The sequence below is a fragment of the Rhizobium oryzihabitans genome (assembly GCF_010669145.1).
In the GTDB taxonomy this organism is placed as follows: domain Bacteria; phylum Pseudomonadota; class Alphaproteobacteria; order Rhizobiales; family Rhizobiaceae; genus Agrobacterium; species Agrobacterium oryzihabitans.
Window position 1 is genome coordinate 1,961,162 of record NZ_CP048632.1, and the last position, 16,049, is coordinate 1,977,210.

General features: G+C 59.2%; 17 protein-coding genes and 1 pseudogene. 9 read left to right on the top strand and 9 right to left on the bottom strand.

The genetic code is table 11. The features are described 5' to 3' along the window. Positions 1-31 precede the first annotated feature (31 nt). Positions 32-1,015, bottom strand: a complete 984-nt coding sequence (gene mbfA / locus G3A56_RS10270; protein WP_082183506.1) for an iron exporter MbfA — start codon at positions 1,013-1,015, stop codon at positions 32-34. Between the two features lie 138 nt (positions 1,016-1,153). On the opposite strand from mbfA, the gene G3A56_RS10275 reads away from it, so the two are divergent. Together G3A56_RS10275 and G3A56_RS10280 are read left to right on the top strand one after the other, a co-directional pair. Continuing rightward, positions 1,154-1,627 (top strand): group III truncated hemoglobin, encoded by a 474-nt coding sequence (locus G3A56_RS10275; RefSeq protein ID WP_003493332.1) that lies wholly within the window; start codon positions 1,154-1,156, stop codon positions 1,625-1,627. Positions 1,628-1,815: 188 nt separating this feature from the next. Further along, entirely contained in the window at positions 1,816-2,919 is a 1,104-nt protein-coding gene (locus G3A56_RS10280; protein WP_003493330.1) for a TRAP transporter substrate-binding protein, read from the top strand. 6 nt (positions 2,920-2,925) lie between these two features. Here the strand turns inward: G3A56_RS10280 and G3A56_RS10285 are convergent, their stop codons facing one another. Next, positions 2,926-4,020, bottom strand: coding sequence for a helix-turn-helix domain-containing protein (locus tag G3A56_RS10285; RefSeq protein WP_164056357.1), 1,095 nt, complete (start codon positions 4,018-4,020; stop codon positions 2,926-2,928). Between the two features lie 142 nt (positions 4,021-4,162). On the opposite strand from G3A56_RS10285, the gene G3A56_RS10290 reads away from it, so the two are divergent. After that, on the top strand, positions 4,163-5,236 hold the full coding sequence (locus G3A56_RS10290; RefSeq protein ID WP_082183503.1) for an alpha/beta hydrolase family protein: 1,074 nt from the start codon (positions 4,163-4,165) through the stop codon (positions 5,234-5,236). Between the two features lie 17 nt (positions 5,237-5,253). Here G3A56_RS10290 and G3A56_RS10295 read toward each other — a convergent pair whose 3' ends face one another. From G3A56_RS10295 to G3A56_RS10305, 3 genes are all read right to left on the bottom strand, one after another. Next, positions 5,254-5,772 carry a GNAT family N-acetyltransferase gene (locus G3A56_RS10295; RefSeq protein WP_082183502.1) on the bottom strand — a complete coding sequence of 173 codons (519 nt, stop codon included), beginning with the start codon at positions 5,770-5,772 and terminating at the stop codon, positions 5,254-5,256. Positions 5,773-5,792: 20 nt separating this feature from the next. Beyond that, complete coding sequence (locus tag G3A56_RS10300; RefSeq protein WP_082183500.1) at positions 5,793-6,374, bottom strand: helix-turn-helix domain-containing protein; 582 nt, start codon at positions 6,372-6,374, stop codon at positions 5,793-5,795. Between the two features lie 94 nt (positions 6,375-6,468). Beyond that, entirely contained in the window at positions 6,469-6,870 is a 402-nt protein-coding gene (locus G3A56_RS10305; RefSeq protein WP_003493319.1) for a ketosteroid isomerase-related protein, read from the bottom strand. 73 nt (positions 6,871-6,943) lie between these two features. Here G3A56_RS10305 and G3A56_RS10310 point away from each other — a divergent pair, with 73 nt between their 5' ends. From G3A56_RS10310 to lepA, 3 genes are all read left to right on the top strand, one after another. After that, entirely contained in the window at positions 6,944-7,564 is a 621-nt protein-coding gene (locus tag G3A56_RS10310; RefSeq protein ID WP_164056358.1) for a GNAT family N-acetyltransferase, read from the top strand. Then, on the top strand, positions 7,561-8,430 hold the full coding sequence (locus tag G3A56_RS10315) for a carbon-nitrogen hydrolase family protein (protein WP_003493316.1): 870 nt from the start codon (positions 7,561-7,563) through the stop codon (positions 8,428-8,430). The genes G3A56_RS10310 and G3A56_RS10315 overlap by 4 nt, the downstream gene beginning before the upstream one ends. Positions 8,431-8,491: 61 nt before the next feature. Beyond that, positions 8,492-10,330: a translation elongation factor 4 gene (gene lepA, locus G3A56_RS10320; RefSeq protein WP_164056657.1), complete on the top strand. Its 1,839-nt coding sequence runs from the start codon at positions 8,492-8,494 to the stop codon at positions 10,328-10,330. Between the two features lie 71 nt (positions 10,331-10,401). Here the strand turns inward: lepA and G3A56_RS10325 are convergent, their stop codons facing one another. Then, the gene (locus tag G3A56_RS10325; protein WP_082184570.1) at positions 10,402-10,809 is read right to left on the bottom strand and encodes a DUF2000 family protein; all 408 of its coding nucleotides are present in this window, start codon (positions 10,807-10,809) and stop codon (positions 10,402-10,404) included. Positions 10,810-10,903: 94 nt separating this feature from the next. On the opposite strand from G3A56_RS10325, the gene G3A56_RS10330 reads away from it, so the two are divergent. Beyond that, positions 10,904-11,680 (top strand): AraC family transcriptional regulator, encoded by a 777-nt coding sequence (locus G3A56_RS10330; RefSeq protein ID WP_164056359.1) that lies wholly within the window; start codon positions 10,904-10,906, stop codon positions 11,678-11,680. Here G3A56_RS10330 and G3A56_RS10335 read toward each other — a convergent pair whose 3' ends face one another. Then, positions 11,681-12,568, bottom strand: a complete 888-nt coding sequence (locus G3A56_RS10335; RefSeq protein WP_082183495.1) for an NAD(P)/FAD-dependent oxidoreductase — start codon at positions 12,566-12,568, stop codon at positions 11,681-11,683. Positions 12,569-12,724: 156 nt separating this feature from the next. Between G3A56_RS10335 and G3A56_RS10340 the strand changes: the two genes are divergently transcribed. After that, the gene (locus G3A56_RS10340) at positions 12,725-13,183 is read left to right on the top strand and encodes an Rrf2 family transcriptional regulator (protein WP_035241459.1); all 459 of its coding nucleotides are present in this window, start codon (positions 12,725-12,727) and stop codon (positions 13,181-13,183) included. Positions 13,184-13,251: 68 nt separating this feature from the next. Here G3A56_RS10340 and G3A56_RS10345 read toward each other — a convergent pair whose 3' ends face one another. Then, complete coding sequence (locus G3A56_RS10345) at positions 13,252-13,569, bottom strand: hypothetical protein (protein WP_003493304.1); 318 nt, start codon at positions 13,567-13,569, stop codon at positions 13,252-13,254. A 72-nt stretch (positions 13,570-13,641) separates the two neighbouring features. Further along, positions 13,642-15,011, bottom strand: a pseudogene (locus tag G3A56_RS10350) (aminotransferase-like domain-containing protein). A gap of 158 nt (positions 15,012-15,169) precedes the next feature. Here G3A56_RS10350 and G3A56_RS10355 point away from each other — a divergent pair. Further along, positions 15,170-16,045, top strand: a complete 876-nt coding sequence (locus G3A56_RS10355) for a DMT family transporter (RefSeq protein ID WP_082183493.1) — start codon at positions 15,170-15,172, stop codon at positions 16,043-16,045. Positions 16,046-16,049: the final 4 nt, after the last annotated feature.

The window sequence follows — 16,049 nt, forward strand, 5'->3', positions numbered from 1 at the left end:
TCGGTCATTATTCTCTTAGCCTTTCCAGCTCTCACCCGTTGCCGATGATGATGCCGGCGGCGAGCACCAGCGAGCCGCCAAGCACCACCTGAAACACTGCCCGCAGAAACGGCGTTTCCATGAAACGGTTCTGAATGAAGGCGATGGCCCAGAGTTCCACGAAGACGACGATGGCGGCAATCGCCGTAGCCGTCCAGAAATGCGGAATGAGATAGGGAAGCGCATGGCCAAGGCCGCCGACGGCCGTCATGATGCCCGAGGCGAAACCGCGCTTTACCGGAGAGCCACGGCCGGAAAGCTTGCCATCGTCATGGGCAGCCTCGGTGAAACCCATGGAAATACCCGCACCGACGGAGGCGGAGAGGCCGATCAGAAAGGTCTGCCAGGTATCCTGCGTGGCAAAGGCGGCGGCAAAGATTGGCGCCAGTGTGGAGACCGAGCCATCCATCAACCCCGCAAGGCCCGGCTGCACATAGGTCAGAAGAAATTGCCGTTTTGCGGTTTCCGCCTCTTCGGTCTTGCCGTTTTCGTCGAGATGTTTCTCTTCCAGCATCTGCGCGATGTCTTCGTGGCCACGCTCGGCCTCAGCCAGATCGCCCAGCAGCTTGCGCGTTGAAGCATCGCTGGTGCGCTTCACCGCCTCATCATAGAAACGGATCGCCTGGGCTTCCATCAATTCGGCCTGTGCGCGAATTTTCTCGAGCGACAGGTTCTTTACGAGCCAGTCCGGCGTGCGCTCGTAAAATCCGCGCACATGCTCGCGCCGGATCAGCGGGATCGTTTCTCCGAAGCGGCGGCGATGCATGTCGATCAGCACGTTACGATGCTGCTGCTCAACCTCGGCCATGTCGTCGAAGACCCTTGCGGATTGCGGAAATTGCGCACGCAAATGATCGGCATAGGAGCGGTAAATGCGGGAATCATCCTCTTCGGATGAAATGGCGAGCGCCAGGATTTCCTGTTCACCAAGGGAGGAAAAAGGACGTTTGGACAGGGAAAAAAGACTGCGGAACATGACTGAAACCTTTTTAGAATAATTCTAAATACATCTGGATCGCGTCACGATCAAGCTTTTTAGAATAATTCTAATGGGCCAAAGGGTCGCATTGCGGATGGCGGTAGAGCGACGTAAATTCACTGAAAAGGAAGCACGATGCAGGACCCAATCACGGCAAGAGCCGCACACAATGCGGAAATTCGAGACAGGGCGGAAAAGGCCATGGCGGAGATCGGCGTCGATGCCGGTTTCATCGACCTGCTGGTGGAGACATTTTACGGCCGCGTTCTCAACCATCCCGCACTCGGCCCTGTCTTCGACGCACGGCTTGCCGGACGCTGGCCAGAGCATATGGCCAGAATGAAACAGTTCTGGAGTGGCGTCGCCTTCAAGAACGGCAGTTATGGCGGCAAACCGGTGCAGGCGCATCTTGGCGTACATGGCATGTCGGCCGAGCTTTTCCCGCAATGGCTCACGTTATTCTCCGCTACGCTTGACGATATCGCGCCGAGCCGACAGGCCCATGACTGGTTCATGGAAACGGCGCAACGCATCGCCAGAAGCCTGACGCTTTCGCTGTTTTACAATCCGGCGATGGACGACCCGGCGTTAAAGCGCAGCCATCCGTAGGACGCCTGGACAGTGGCCACAAGAGGGACGTGATCGCGTGCCAAAGCAGCAACCAAAAAGTGTTGCAGGAGACCGCGCAGGTTTCGAACATTCCCTCTTGATGGCCGCAAGGATAAATGTTTAGTAGCCAGCGGGAGGCGTACCGTGCGGTTCGCCTGTAATATGCAGACATAGCAGGGCTTATCGACATGGATCGTAGATCATTTATCCGCAAGGCGGGCGCTGTTGGCGCCGGTGTTACCGCAACGGCACTGGCCGCCCCGGCCATTGCGCAGGAAAACCCAAAAATCACCTGGCGCATGACGTCGTCCTTCACCAAGGGCCTCGACATTCTTTTCGGCGCGGGCCAGATCGTCGCCGATCATGTGAAGGAGGCCTCCGGCGGCAACTTCGTCATCCAGCATTTCGCCGGTGGCGAAATCGTGCCGGCGTTGCAGGCGGCGGATGCGGTGACGGCCGGAACCGTCGAAATGGCGCATACCTGCTCCTATTATTATGTCGGCAAGGACCCGACCTTCGCGCTTGGTACTTCGGTTCCCTTCGGTCTCAATGCGCGCCAGACAAATGCCTGGTTCAACCAGGCGGGCGGCAACGAGCTGCTGAATGAGTTCCTCGCCCAGCACAACATCTACTCGATCCTTCTCGGCAATACCGGTGCCCAGATGGGCGGCTGGTTCCGCAAGGAAATCAACACCATCGACGACCTGAAGGGTCTGAAGATGCGCATTGCCGGCCTGACCGGCCAGGTGATGCAGAAGGTTGGCGTGACACCACAGCAGATCGCCGGGGGCGATGTTTATGCCGCTCTGGAAAAGGGCACGATCGACGCCACCGAATTCGTCGGTCCCTATGACGACCAGAAGCTCGGCTTCTACAAGGTCGCGAAATATTACTACTATCCGGCATGGTGGGAAGGCGGCCCGGCCGTTCATGCTTTCGTGAACCTGCAGAAGTTCAACGAGCTGCCGGAGAACTACAAGCGCATCCTGAAAGACGCCTGTGCGGCCGGCAGCGCCAGCATGCTGGAGCGTTACGACGCGCACAACCCGAAGGCGCTGAAGGAACTCGTGGCACAGGGCGCCATCCTGCGGCCGTTCAGCCAGGAGATCCTCGATGTCTGCCACAAGGCGGCGCAGGACACCTATGCGGAGATTTCGGCCAAGAACGAAAGCTTCAAGAAGATCTACGAAAGCCAGCAGGCGTTCAAGAAGGACGCCTATCTCTGGGCGCAGATCGCCGAATATACCTATGACACCTACATGATGATCCAGCAGCGCAACGGCACGCTCTGATCCTCATCATTTCCCGACCATCTTCAGACGGTCATCCGGCACCTGCCGGGTGGCCGTTTTGTTTGGCGAAACCAGTTTCCACACCTGCCGTTCACGCCAGTCCACCGGGCTCATGCCGGTGACACGGCGAAATTCCCGGTTGAAGTTGGACTTGGTCTGGAAACCGGAGGAGAACATGATCGCGGTTACCGATTGCTCCGTCTCCTCCAGCAGGCGGCAGGCTTCGCGGATACGGAGCTGGTTGACATATTGCGAGACGTTCACGCCAAGCACGCGATTGATCGCGCCGGAAATCTGGCGGCTCGGTAAGCCCAGACGCCTCGCAAGCCGCGACAGGTTGAGGTTCTCGTCGCGATAAAGCGTCTGCGTCTCCATCACGCGATCGAGCCTTTCGATGACGTCCCGGTCCTGCTCCGAGGGCTTCGCCGGCGGCGGCAATTCCGCAGCCGGCTCCACAGCCATTTGCGGCGCTTTGCTTTTGCCGGCGAGAGCCGCCATGAGACCGATCAACAGCAGCCCGAGAAGGTTGGCATTGCTGACGAGTGCCCCGACATTTTCCCCATGCGCCCATGCAAAATCCAAAAACACCAGAAGATCGAACAGCGAGGAAACACAAAGAGCGATGGCGGCGATGATGAGCGCCCTGTGCGCCGAGGCGACGCTGGCGAACTGCGCCTCGTCCAGCTCATCCGGTCCTTTTCTTGCCAAAAGAAGCAGGGCAACGGCGTGTCCGACAAAAATGACGATCAGCGCAAGATCGATCGCAACCGGAAAGACCATTTCCAGAAAGACGATAAACAGGGGTGACAGGAAAAGGCTGGCAAGCATCGCTCTCCTGCTCTCCTCCCCCACCCCCATGAGCCCGCGAAAAGCGATGTAGACGAGTGGCGGCAGGCAGGCGGCCAAGACCGGCAGAACATAACGCAGCGCGCTCACGCCATAACCCCAGCGCAGGCCGACAAGAACCGACTGCACGGCGCAAAGCGCGATCAGGGCCAGAAAGGCGCGGTTCGTCCGCACATCATCTCCGCTTCGAAAGAAGACGATGAACATGACCATCAGCAGAAGCGCCACGACGAAAGGCAGGGGAATGAAAAGCACGAACAAAGATCCCGGAACGACGGTTTATTGCACTTTCATGGACCAGATCGCGTTTCGGTACGACCTGTAACGCGATCAAGGACGCATTTATCGCTTCAAAAGAGAAAACGGGAGCATCATTTTGTCAAACGGAGAGGCTCTCATGACACTGAAAAACACCCTTGCTGCACTTCTGATGTGTGCTGCTTTTTCCTTACCGGCATTTGCTGCGGAGGATGTCGGGTCTAGCACAATTCCGGTATTTTCTTCCGCGCGAAACACCAATCTCAATGTTACGATCTGGTATCCGGCCAAGGGAGGCGGTGTGACGGCGCTTTCCAGCGACGATCGTGTTTTTGAAGGGACGCCCGCCTTGAAGGATGCGGCCATTCGACCCGGCCGCCTGCCGCTCGTGCTTCTGTCGCATGGTTCGGGATCAAGCATGGCCGGCATGGCGTGGATCGCCGTGAAACTGGCCAGCGAAGGTTTCATCGTCGCCGGAACCAACCATCCCGGCACGACCAGCGGCTATTCCACACCCGAAGACACACCGAAAATCTGGGAACGGACGAACGATCTTTCGACGATCGCCACGGCGCTGACGACGGACAGCCGATGGAAGGAAGCGATCGAGAAAGACAGGATCGGCGTTCTCGGCTTTTCGCTGGGCGGAAGTGCCGCTCTGGAAATTTCGGGCGCACGCGCCGATCTCGACGCCTATACCCGCTATTGCGAAGAGTATTCCACAATGATGGATTGCCAATGGTTCGCCGGCGGCCGGGGCTATATCAAAAACGAGCCGGTCAGCGTGCCGAAGCTAGATTTGCGCAGCATCGACAAGGCGCGTTTCGAGCAGCAAAACCGCGATCCGCGCATTCGCTCCGCCGTGTTGATCGACCCAGGCCTGGCGCTGGCCTTCAAACCGGACAGCCTGAGAGAGATCGATATTCCGCTGACCTTCATCAATCTCGGTAGCAAGGGCAAAATACCGCCGGCCGTGCTCGCGGACACGCTTGCAGCGCAGGTGCCCGCCGCAACCTACCAACATGTGAACGAAGCCGATCACTTCAGCTTCCTGCCCCTTTGCAAACCGGATGCCGGCGCATTTCTCAAATCCGTCGGCGAGCGCGATCCGATCTGCGAACCGGCCGGGTCCCGCGACCGTGGGGATATTCATGCGCAGCTGGAGACGATGATCGTCGCCGCCTTCAACCGCACATTGAAGCCGGGACAATAAGAGGCAGCCTGAAGGGCCTAGCCGATCCGCTTGTAAAACAGGGTCGTGCCGCAGAAGCGCCCGTCGGGAAACAGTGCGTAGTCGGGAATAACGCCGACCCGCTCCCAGCCGAGACGGGGATAGATCGCCTCCGCGTCACTGCCCGTGGCCGTATCCAGCACCAAAAGGGTGCGGCCACGTTTTGCCGCCTCCTCCTCGACTTCTTGCATGAGCTTGCGGGCAAGCCCCAGGCCACGCGCGGAAGGATGCACAAGGAGCTTCATCAGATCGCCGCGATGCGGCTGGTTCGGTTTGGAGGCAAGGCCGACCTGCACGGTGCCCACCACCTTGCCATCCACTTCCGCCACCACGTGAATGGTACCGCCCTCACCTACCGCTTCTGCAACTGCCTGCCAGAAGGGCTCAGCATCCTGCGGTGAAAAGGGCAACATGAAACCCACGGATGCGCCGCCGTTCACGCAGGCGGCCAGAACGTCGCAAAGTTCGGGCAAGGCGTCGATGGTCTCTTGCCCGTTCAACACACGGATGGTGGTCATGATAACTCCTGTCGGGAAAATCAGCGCTGTCTTTGATCCAGCACGACGGCATAACGGGTGGGTTTTTCGGTAGGATTGTGGAAAACATGCCCCTCGCCAACCGGCATGAAAAGACAATCGCCGGGTTCCAGCCGGTGAACGTCTCCGCCGCTCGTCATTTCAAGCACACCTTCGAAAAGCCAGACATATTGCGTCATGCCGCGGCTTGCCGCATGCGGCGGGAAACCGACGCGTGCACCCGCCGGGAACTCGACCTCGACGATATCGACATCGGAACCGACGCGTGGAGGCGAGATGGCGCGGCGCACATAACCGGTCTCCGGGTCTTTCCAGAGCTGCTGGTCGCGCTTTTTCACCAGTGGGGAAACGGCCTCTTCGTTTTCGGCGAAAAAGCCGGACAGGGACAGGCCAAGTGCGGCGCAGATGCGGGCAAGCAGCGACGCCGTGGGGCTCGCCTCGCCACGTTCGATCCGGGAAATCATGGCGCGGCTGACGCCGGATTCGGCGGCGAGCCGGTCCAGCGTCAGGCCGTTTTCAGAGCGCAACGTTTTGATGCGCTCACCGATCGAGCGTTCGAGAATAAAATCTTCGTTTTCCATCATGCGAGAATTGCATTTCTCGCATGATAGAGTCAACATCCATTATAATAGAAAAATGGTCGCCTTTTGTCGCTGGTTCCGCTTGGCAAAAGATGCCTCAGGCGCCGACCTGGGCAATCCAGTCATTCAGATTATAGTAGTTCGTTACTCGGCTAACTTTTCCATCCTTCAGGTCGAAGAATGCGCCAGCCGGCAGGACATATTTCTGGCCGCTCGCTTCCGGCAGACCTTCATCGGTTGCGAGATATTCCCCGTTCACTATGAATTCCGCAGAAGCGCGCTTGCCGTCCTCGCTCGCCATGATGACCATCTCGGTGAGATTTTCCCTATAGCAGCGGTTCATGTGGTCCATGAAGGAGGCAAAAGCAGCCTTTCCGGTCTGGCGCTCGCCCTGATTGATGTCGTGCACCACCTCGTCGTGAAGAAGCGCCAGAAAGGCATCCATGTCCTGACGGTTGAAGGCATCGTAATAGGCGCGGATGGTCTCAGTGGCGGTCATTGTCTTCTCCGTTCAATGCTTGCGCGGGTTTTCCATGACGGTATAACCAGTGCAACCGAAAGTGAAAATGCCCATGACCGTCGAAATCAAGTCTCTTTCCGGCATCGACGCCACGCCCTATCTGGATGACCTTGCGCGCCTGCGGATCGAGGTGTTTCGCGCCTTTCCCTATCTCTATGACGGCTCATTGCACTACGAGCGCAAATATCTGGCGACCTATGCCGACACGAAAGGTGCGGTTTTCGTGCTGGCGCTTGACGCGGGGAAAGAAGGCGAACAGGTCGTGGGCATGTCCACCGGCATGCCGATGGCGGCGGAAACGGACGACGTGAAGATGCCCTTCCTCAGGGCGGGTTACGATCCGGACAGGATATTCTATTTCGGTGAAAGCGTGCTGCTCCCCGAATATCGCGGTCATGGCGTCGGCGTGCGGTTCTTCGAGGAGCGGGAGGCGCATGCAAGAAAGCTTGGCTTCGACTGCTGCACCTTCTGCGCGGTCGAGCGACCCGCAGACCATCCGCGCCGGCCAGTGGATTACGTGCCGCTGAATGCCTTCTGGGAAAAACGCGGCTATCTCCATCACCCCAAGCTGCGTACCAGCTTTACCTGGCGAGACCTCGACGAGAGCGTCGAGAGCCCGAAACCCCTGTCCTTCTGGATGAAGACCATAGCCGCCGGAGAGGAAAGCAGATGACGAAGCTCGCCGCCAGCCAATATGCCATCGAACTGATCGAGACATGGGAAGCCTATGCCGCTCATCTTTCCGGCGTCGTGCGTGAGGCGAAAGAAAGAGGCGCAGAGCTGCTGCTGCTGCCGGAATATTCGGCCATGACGCTGACCGGGCAATTGCCGCCCGACGCGCGCTGCGATCTGCACCGTTCCATCGAAGAGATACAGCCGCTCATTCCCTCCTGGGTCGAGCTTTGCGAAGAGCTGGCGCGGCAACATCAAATCCTGTTTCAACCGGGCAGCGCGCCGGTGAAAGACAAGGACGGCAAGTTCCGCAATCGCGCGTGGCTGTTCGGCCCGGAGGGGCTTATCGGTTATCAGGACAAGCAGATCATGACCCGCTTCGAGCGGGAACAATGGAATATCCATGCCGGCATCGAGGGTCTGAAAGCCTTCGAGACGCCGATCGGCACGCTTGGCATCCTCATCTGCTACGATAACGAGTTCCCGATGCTTGGCCGGAAGCTGGCCGAGCTTGGCGTCGAACTGGTTCTCGCCCCCAGCTGTACCGACACGCTGGCGGGTGCCTACCGGGTGCGTATCGGCGCGCAGGCCCGGGCGCTCGAAAACCAATATGCCGTTCTCTCCTCCCCCACGGCAGGCGAGGCCCCATGGTCTCCCGCTGTCGATGAAAATCGTGGCCGCGCCGCACTTTACGTGCCGTCCGACTACGGCATGCCGGCCTCCGGTATCGTTGCGGAAAGCGAAAGCGATACGGTGACACAAAGTACGCTGCTGATTGCCGATATAGACCTTGCTGCCGTGGCGAGGCTCAGAACCGAGGGACAGGTGGCCACCCGCCGCGACTGGCCAGAGCAATTTGCGATCTGAAAAGCCCATTTTAAAGGGCTTTTAACCAAATTCCCGCTTTGCGGCACGGGAAGCCCCTGCTATAGCGCGGGGCATGAGCACAAATTCGACCCGCACGCCCCTGGACCATATCCGCAACTTCTCGATCGTTGCCCACATCGATCACGGCAAATCGACGCTGGCCGACCGGTTGATCCAGTCGACAGGCGGCCTTGCCGAGCGCGATATGTCGGAACAGGTTCTCGATTCGATGGACATCGAACGCGAGCGCGGCATCACCATCAAGGCACAGACCGTGCGCCTGCACTACAAGGCGAATAACGGCGAAACCTATGTGCTGAACCTCATCGACACGCCCGGTCACGTCGACTTTGCCTATGAAGTGTCCCGCTCGCTTTCGGCCTGCGAAGGTTCGCTGCTGGTGGTGGACGCCTCGCAGGGCGTGGAAGCCCAGACGCTGGCCAACGTCTATCAGGCGATCGACAACGATCATGAACTGGTCACCGTGCTCAACAAGATCGACCTGCCGGCGGCCGAACCCGACCGCATCAAGGAACAGATCGAGGAAGTGATCGGCATCGATGCTTCCGACGCGGTGATGATTTCGGCCAAAACCGGTCTTGGCATTCCCGATGTTCTGGAAGCCATCGTCAACCGCCTGCCACCGCCGACGAGCGATGTCGGCGAAAACGGGCCGCTCAAGGCGCTGCTGGTCGACAGCTGGTACGACACCTATCTCGGCGTCATGGTTCTCGTGCGCGTCATTGATGGCGTGCTGACAAAGGGCCAGCAGATCCGGATGATGGGTTCGGGCGCGAAATATGGCGTCGAGCGCGTCGGCGTGCTCACCCCGAAAATGGTCAATGTCGACAGCCTCGGCCCCGGCGAGATCGGCTTCATCACCGCCTCGATCAAGGAAGTCGCCGATACGCGTGTTGGCGATACCATTACCGACGACAAGCGCCCGACGGCGCAGGCCCTGCCCGGCTTCAAGCCCGCGCAGCCCGTGGTGTTCTGTGGCCTCTTCCCGGTTGACGCAGCGGACTTCGAAGACCTGCGCGCAGCGGTGGGCAAGCTTCGCCTCAACGACGCCTCCTTCTCCTTCGAAATGGAATCGTCTGCCGCTCTCGGTTTCGGTTTCCGCTGCGGCTTCCTCGGCCTGCTGCATCTTGAAATCATTCAGGAACGTCTCGAGCGCGAGTTCAATCTCGACCTCGTCGCGACAGCGCCTTCGGTTGTCTATGAAATGTCGCTGACGGATGGCACCGAGAAGGAGCTGCACAACCCGGCCGACATGCCTGATGTTGTGAAGATCAAGGAAATCCGTGAGCCGTGGATCAAGGCGACGATCCTGACGCCTGACGAATATCTTGGTGGCATTCTGAAGCTCTGTCAGGACCGGCGCGGCCTGCAGACCGAGCTGACCTATGTCGGCAACCGCGCGATGATCACCTATGAGCTCCCGCTCAACGAAGTGGTGTTCGATTTCTACGACCGGCTGAAATCCATCTCCAAGGGTTACGCCTCGTTCGATTACAACATCATCGACTACCGCGCCGGCGATCTCGTCAAGATGTCGATCCTCGTCAACGGCGATCCGGTGGATGCGCTGTCCATGCTGGTACACCGCTCGGCGGCCGACCGGCGCGGACGCGGCATGTGCGAAAAGCTGAAGGAACTCATTCCGCCGCACATGTTCCAGATCCCGATCCAGGCGGCCATCGGCGGCAAGGTCATCGCCCGCGAAACCGTGCGCGCGCTGCGCAAGGACGTGACGGCGAAGTGCTATGGCGGCGACGCGACGCGCAAACGCAAGCTTCTGGACAAGCAGAAGGAAGGCAAAAAGCGCATGCGCCAGTTCGGCAAGGTGGAAATTCCGCAGGAAGCCTTCATCGCCGCTTTGAAGATGAACGACGAATAAGCGACAGCCATATCGTCATTGCGTTTAAAAGGGAGGCTTACCGCCTCCCTTTTTACATTCAGGACACCTGCTCAGGCGTGAAGCTTCGCGCCCTTGGTGATCTTGTCGACGATTTTCTTATCCGCTCTCAGCGCGATGCCCACCACCTTTGCATTGTCAGGCGAAAATTCCGAAAATACCTGGCGGTTGGCAACGTCATGGCCGGTGGCGAACATTTCTTCTATGTAAAGCGATGTCGTCACATCGCGCTCCAGAGATCGTTGATGGATTTTGCGCAGCGCCTCCTGATCCGTGGCCATCACGACAATCGGCTGGATGGACAGGGGATTGTAGACGTTGCCCGCCCCGTCGCGGTATGGTTCGCCAATGATCTCTTTCGTCTGGGCGACAATCCCGGACATGAGAAATGCGGTGACGTTCAGTTTTTGCCATACGGCAAGGTCATCACGAAGGATGACGGCGATCTTGGTATCAAACATGCGAACTCAATCTGGCTGTGGTTACGAAAGAGAAGCAATCCTAGATGCTTCGGGCGTCAGCGATCTTGAACGTTCGTGCAAATTCGAGGGGATTGTGCAGGCACCTTCGAGCGAGGGTATCGAGCGCATCGAGGCGCGCTTTCATGGCAACGCCTATGCGCCGCATCGCCACGATACCTATGCGCTGGGCGTCACGCTTTCCGGCGTCCAGACCTTTTCCTATCGTGGTACAGCCCATTTCAGCACGCCCGGAAAGGTGATCGTTCTGCATCCGGACGAAGTTCACGATGGCGGCGCGGGCACCGATGAAGGTCTGCTTTACCGTATGCTCTACCTTCCACCGGAAAAGACGATGGAGGCGGGTTATCACACGCTACCCTTCGCAAGAAATCCCGTCATCGAGGACGAGGAGTTCAGGCAATGCCTGATCGAGGCGCTCGGCAATCTCGAAGGCGAGCCGGATAATCTGCTCCTGACCGACTGGCAATCCAGACTGGCGGATCTGCTTTTTAAGCATTCGAACGGAAGTGAGAGAACCATCAAGCGGCTGGACCGGAGCGCCGTTTTCCGTTGCCGGGACTATTTGCTGGAAAACAGCGCCGTTTCGGTCGGTTCAGACGAGCTGGAGGAAATAAGCGGGCTCGATCGCTTCACCCTCTTTCGTCACTTCCGCTGCCTGTTCGGCACGAGCCCGCATCGTTATCTCATCATGCGGCGTCTGCAAAAATGCAAGGACATGATGCGCGCGGGTGCGGGCCTTGCCGAAACGGCGTTTGCCTGCGGCTTTGCGGATCAGGCGCATTTTACCCGCCACTTCAAGAATGCCTTCGGCATGCCTCCGGGCCGCTGGCTGAGCCTTGTTTCGCACTGATCATTCCGGGAACATGATCGACCTGTGAGCCGCAGTCCCTGCCATGGCGCCGTCGCCCACCGAAAGAGCGACCGAGCCGGCGGGTCTGGCCACATCGCCGCAGGCGAAGATGCCACGCACTGCCGTCTGTTTCATGGCATCCGTCACGATGCTTGATCCCATCGGCCCCTCTTCCACGGTGCAGCCGAGCTTTTCGACCCAGTCCGAGGTGATCTTCAATCTCGGTTGCGTGAAAAGCCCGGCCAAAGCAATGCTGCGCCCGTCCGCAAGAACGACATCCGCATGCCCCGCGATTTCCTTGATGCGCTCTTTTTCCACACGGACGCCCCGGGCTGACAGAAGTGCGCTCTGTTCGGCATCGGCTACAAATATACCGTTTGTGAAGAAGGTGGTTTCACCCCAGTCCGGCAGCATCAGCGCATGGTGGATGGCCAGCGGCGAGGCCGCGATGACGCCGATCTTGCCCTTGTTCAGTTCGTATCCATGGCAATAGGGGCAATGGAAGACGGTGCTGCCCCAGCGTTCCTTCAGCCCGGCTATTTCAGGCAGCTCATCGGCAACACCCATGGCCAGAATGAGCCGGGCCGCACTTTCGCGGCGAGTGTCATTAATCTCGACGACAAAGTCATCAAAAGCTCCCTCGGCATTCGTTACCCTGCCCTTTGCCCAGTGTATCGTCGGGTAGCCCTCAATTTGGCGGCGCGCCTCGGCGATGATTTCGCCCGGGGCCTTGCCGTCCTGGCCGAGAAAACCGTGGGAGTGGCTTGCGAAGCGGTTTCTCCGCTCACCCGCATCCACCACGAGGATGTTTTTTCGGGCGCGGCCGAGCTGCAGGGCAGCGGAGAGGCCGGCATAACTGCCGCCGATGATGATGACGTCGTATTTCATGATGCACCTATCGTTCTGAAGCCGAGCCGGAAGCACTCGTTCGATTTCACGATACTTATATTGTTACGTGATTTTTGGAGTCAATAGTCACGCAACTTATATTGTTACGTCAGAAGGAAGCTGATAGCGTCGTCAAAAAATAGACGGGCTTCAGCAATGAGACACGACACGCGCCTCTCGCGGGTGCTGCATATTCTGATCCATATGGAAAAACATGCGGGCGCAGCCACCTCCGAGAGCATCGCGGCGATGCTTCAGACCAACCCTGTGGTGGTGCGCAGAACCATGGCGGGCCTGCGGGAGCACGGTTATGTGTCTTCGGAAAAGGGTCATGGCGGCGGCTGGGTTTTGGCGCGGCCCCTCAGCGACATCACGCTGCTTGATATCTACCGCGCGCTCGGCACACCGGAACTCTTCTCGATAGGGCTCGCGGGTGACAATCCGAACTGCGTCATTGAGCAGGCCGTCAATGCAGCACTCTTTGATGCCATGAAGGAAGCGGAGGAAATTCTCCTCTCCCGCTTTGGAAGCATCACGCTTTCAGCGCTGGCGGAAGAATCGATCGCCCGCTGGTCCAGGCTTTCCAACCACCCTTCCGCCATGGAGCAGCTCTGAAGCGGGCCTTACCGCAAGGAAAAACCGCCTGCCCGGAGGCAGGCGGTTTTATCAGATTATTAAAACCGTTACGGCTGGGTCTGGGTGCCGCCGGTATTCGGGCTAGCCGGTGCCGTATTGTTGGCGGGCGGCGTTGCCGGGGTCGTCGGAGCCATGGGCGCCGGTGCCTGATCCGTTGCCGCGGGCGGCGTGGTTGAGGATGTCGTTGCCGGATCCGTGGTCGGGCCGCTCATCTGCGACCAGGCGAAAACGCCCACCAGAACAACAACGATAATCGCCAGCCACGGCATCCAGGACGGAGACGTGCGGACACGCGGGTCATTGTTGATATTCACTTCCGGACGAAGATCGCGGTCCGGGCGCGGGTTGTTGGGATCGAATGTCATGGTATTTCCTCCTCTTCACTCTGGGGAGAAAACGGTGTTCACGGGATTTTGTTCCGATTCGTGCCAACCGGCCTATGACGGGCGATGATCGGCCCTCTGCCCAAGGGCATCCGCCAGCACCGCCATGACCTGTGGACCGGCCATTTGCGACACGTTGAAACGCATGAAACCGGAGGCGTTCTGCGAGGAGCTGAAAACATTGCCGGGGGCCAGCACCACCTGCTGCGAGAGCGCGCGGCGCGCCACATCAGCGGCATCGACGCCTTCCGGCAGGCGGCACCATAAAAACATGCCCGCCTGCGGCTCGATCCACGGCACACATCCAACTGCCTTCAAACGCGCCGCCGCCTCCGGCACCGCCGCCGCAAGACGTTGCCGAAGCGCCTCGACATGCTTGCGGTAACTACCGTCAGTCAAAAGCGACAGGACCAGCGCTGCCGAAAAATGCGCGCCGCCAAAAGCGGTGGCGATCTTGAGATCGTTCAGGGCTTCCACCCATGCCGAAGGCGCTGCGATAAAACCACACCGCACGGACGCGGACAGCGTTTTTGAAAAACTGCCGATCTGGACCACTCGATTGAGCCCATCGAAAGCCGCCAGCCGTGGTGCCGCCTGGGTTTCGAAATCGGCAAAAATATCGTCCTCGATGATGGTAAGACCCGCCTGTTCGGCCAGCATCAGCAGGCGATGGGCGGAAACGGCGGAAAGCCTTGCGCCTGTCGGATTATGGATCGCCGAATTGGTAATATAAAGACGGGGACTGTGCTCTCTCAGCGCCTGCTCGAAAAGCGGCAGGTCCGGTCCCGTTGGCGTATAGGGCACCCCGACAATCTTCACCCGGTGCGCCCGCAAAAGGGCATGGAAATTGAAATAGCAGGGATCATCGACAATCACCGTATCCCCGGCTGCAGCAGGAAACGGCACAGCAGATCGATCGCCTGCGTGCCGGAATCGGTCAGCATGATCTGGCTGGCGCCCGCCTGCACGCCATGTTCTGCGAGCCTGCGCGACAAAAGCTGGCGCAGCGGCAACAATCCCATCGGGCTCGCATAATCCGTCAGCAGGGAAGTATCCGCACGGGCAAGCCCTCTCATTGCCCGCCTCAGCGCTTGCTCGGGCATCCATGACGCGGGAAGCCAGCCGCAACCCGGCTTGGCAAGGGCCGTCGCCTCATCCAGCGCTTGCCGCGACACCCAGAGCGGATCGACCGCCCTGTCCAGTTGAGGTTCGATATCGGCAAGAGAGAGCGGCGCAAGCGGACCCGCCACAAAAAATCCGGAGCCCGGGCGAGAGCTTATGGTGCCATCCGCCACCAGTCGATCATAGGCCTCGACAATGGTGGAGGTGGAGACCTGCATGGCCTTTGCGAACGCCCTGACGGACGGCAATCTCGCCCCTGGAACAAGGCTGCGCGAGGCGATGCGTTGCCGCACACTTGCCATCACCTTTTCTATGCGCGTGCCCGCAATGATCTGCCCGTCCACATTTTCCTCCAACCGTACCGCCCAAACAACCACAACAGTTTCTTGAAATTGTATATGATTGTCGCTGTTGTCGCCAGCCGTTCAGGATCAAGAAGGGAAAAATACAGGAGACGATTATGGACAAGACGACAAGCGGCTGGCTGAACGGCCTTATCGGCGTGGTGATATTCAGCGGTTCGCTGCCCGCCACCCGCATTGCGGTCACGGGTTTCGACCCGGTGTTCCTGACCGTCGCCCGCGCCAGCATCGCCGGACTTCTGGCCCTCGCTTTGCTTTTCCTGTTCAGGCAAAAACGCCCGGCACGCGATGATCTGACATCGCTTTTCATCGTATCCTTCGGCGTGGTGGTGGGTTTTCCGCTTCTGACGGCGCTGGCGCTGCGGCACGTGACCTCGGCGCACTCCATCGTCTTCGTCGGATTGCTGCCGCTCGCAACCGCGATTTTCGCCGTGCTGCGCGGCGGAGAGCGCCCTCGCGCGGCCTTCTGGTTCTTTTCCTGCGTCGGCAGTGCCCTGGTGGCTGGCTACTCATTGTGGAATTCGCTTGCTGCCGGCATCAGCGCCTCGCTTGCCGGCGATCTTCTGATGCTGGGCGCAATTATCGTCTGCGGGCTTGGTTACGCCGAAGGTGCAGCCCTTTCCCGCAAACTGGGCGGCTGGCAGGTTATCTCCTGGGCGCTGGTTCTGTCCCTGCCCGTAATGCTGCCACTCAGCTTTTTCACAGGGCCGGAAACCCTTGCCGGCATCGATCCGCAGGCCTGGGGCGGCCTTGCCTATGTGTCGCTGTTCAGCATGCTGATCGGCTTCATCTTCTGGTATCGCGGGCTGGCGCTCGGCGGCATCGCCGCGGTGGGCCAGTTGCAATTGCTGCAGCCGTTCTTCGGGCTGGTGCTTGCAGCAACCCTGCTGCACGAGGAGGTCAGCCCGGCAATGATCGGTATCACGCTTGTGGTGGTGCTGTGTGTTGCCGGCGCCAGAAAATTTGCGCGCTGACGCC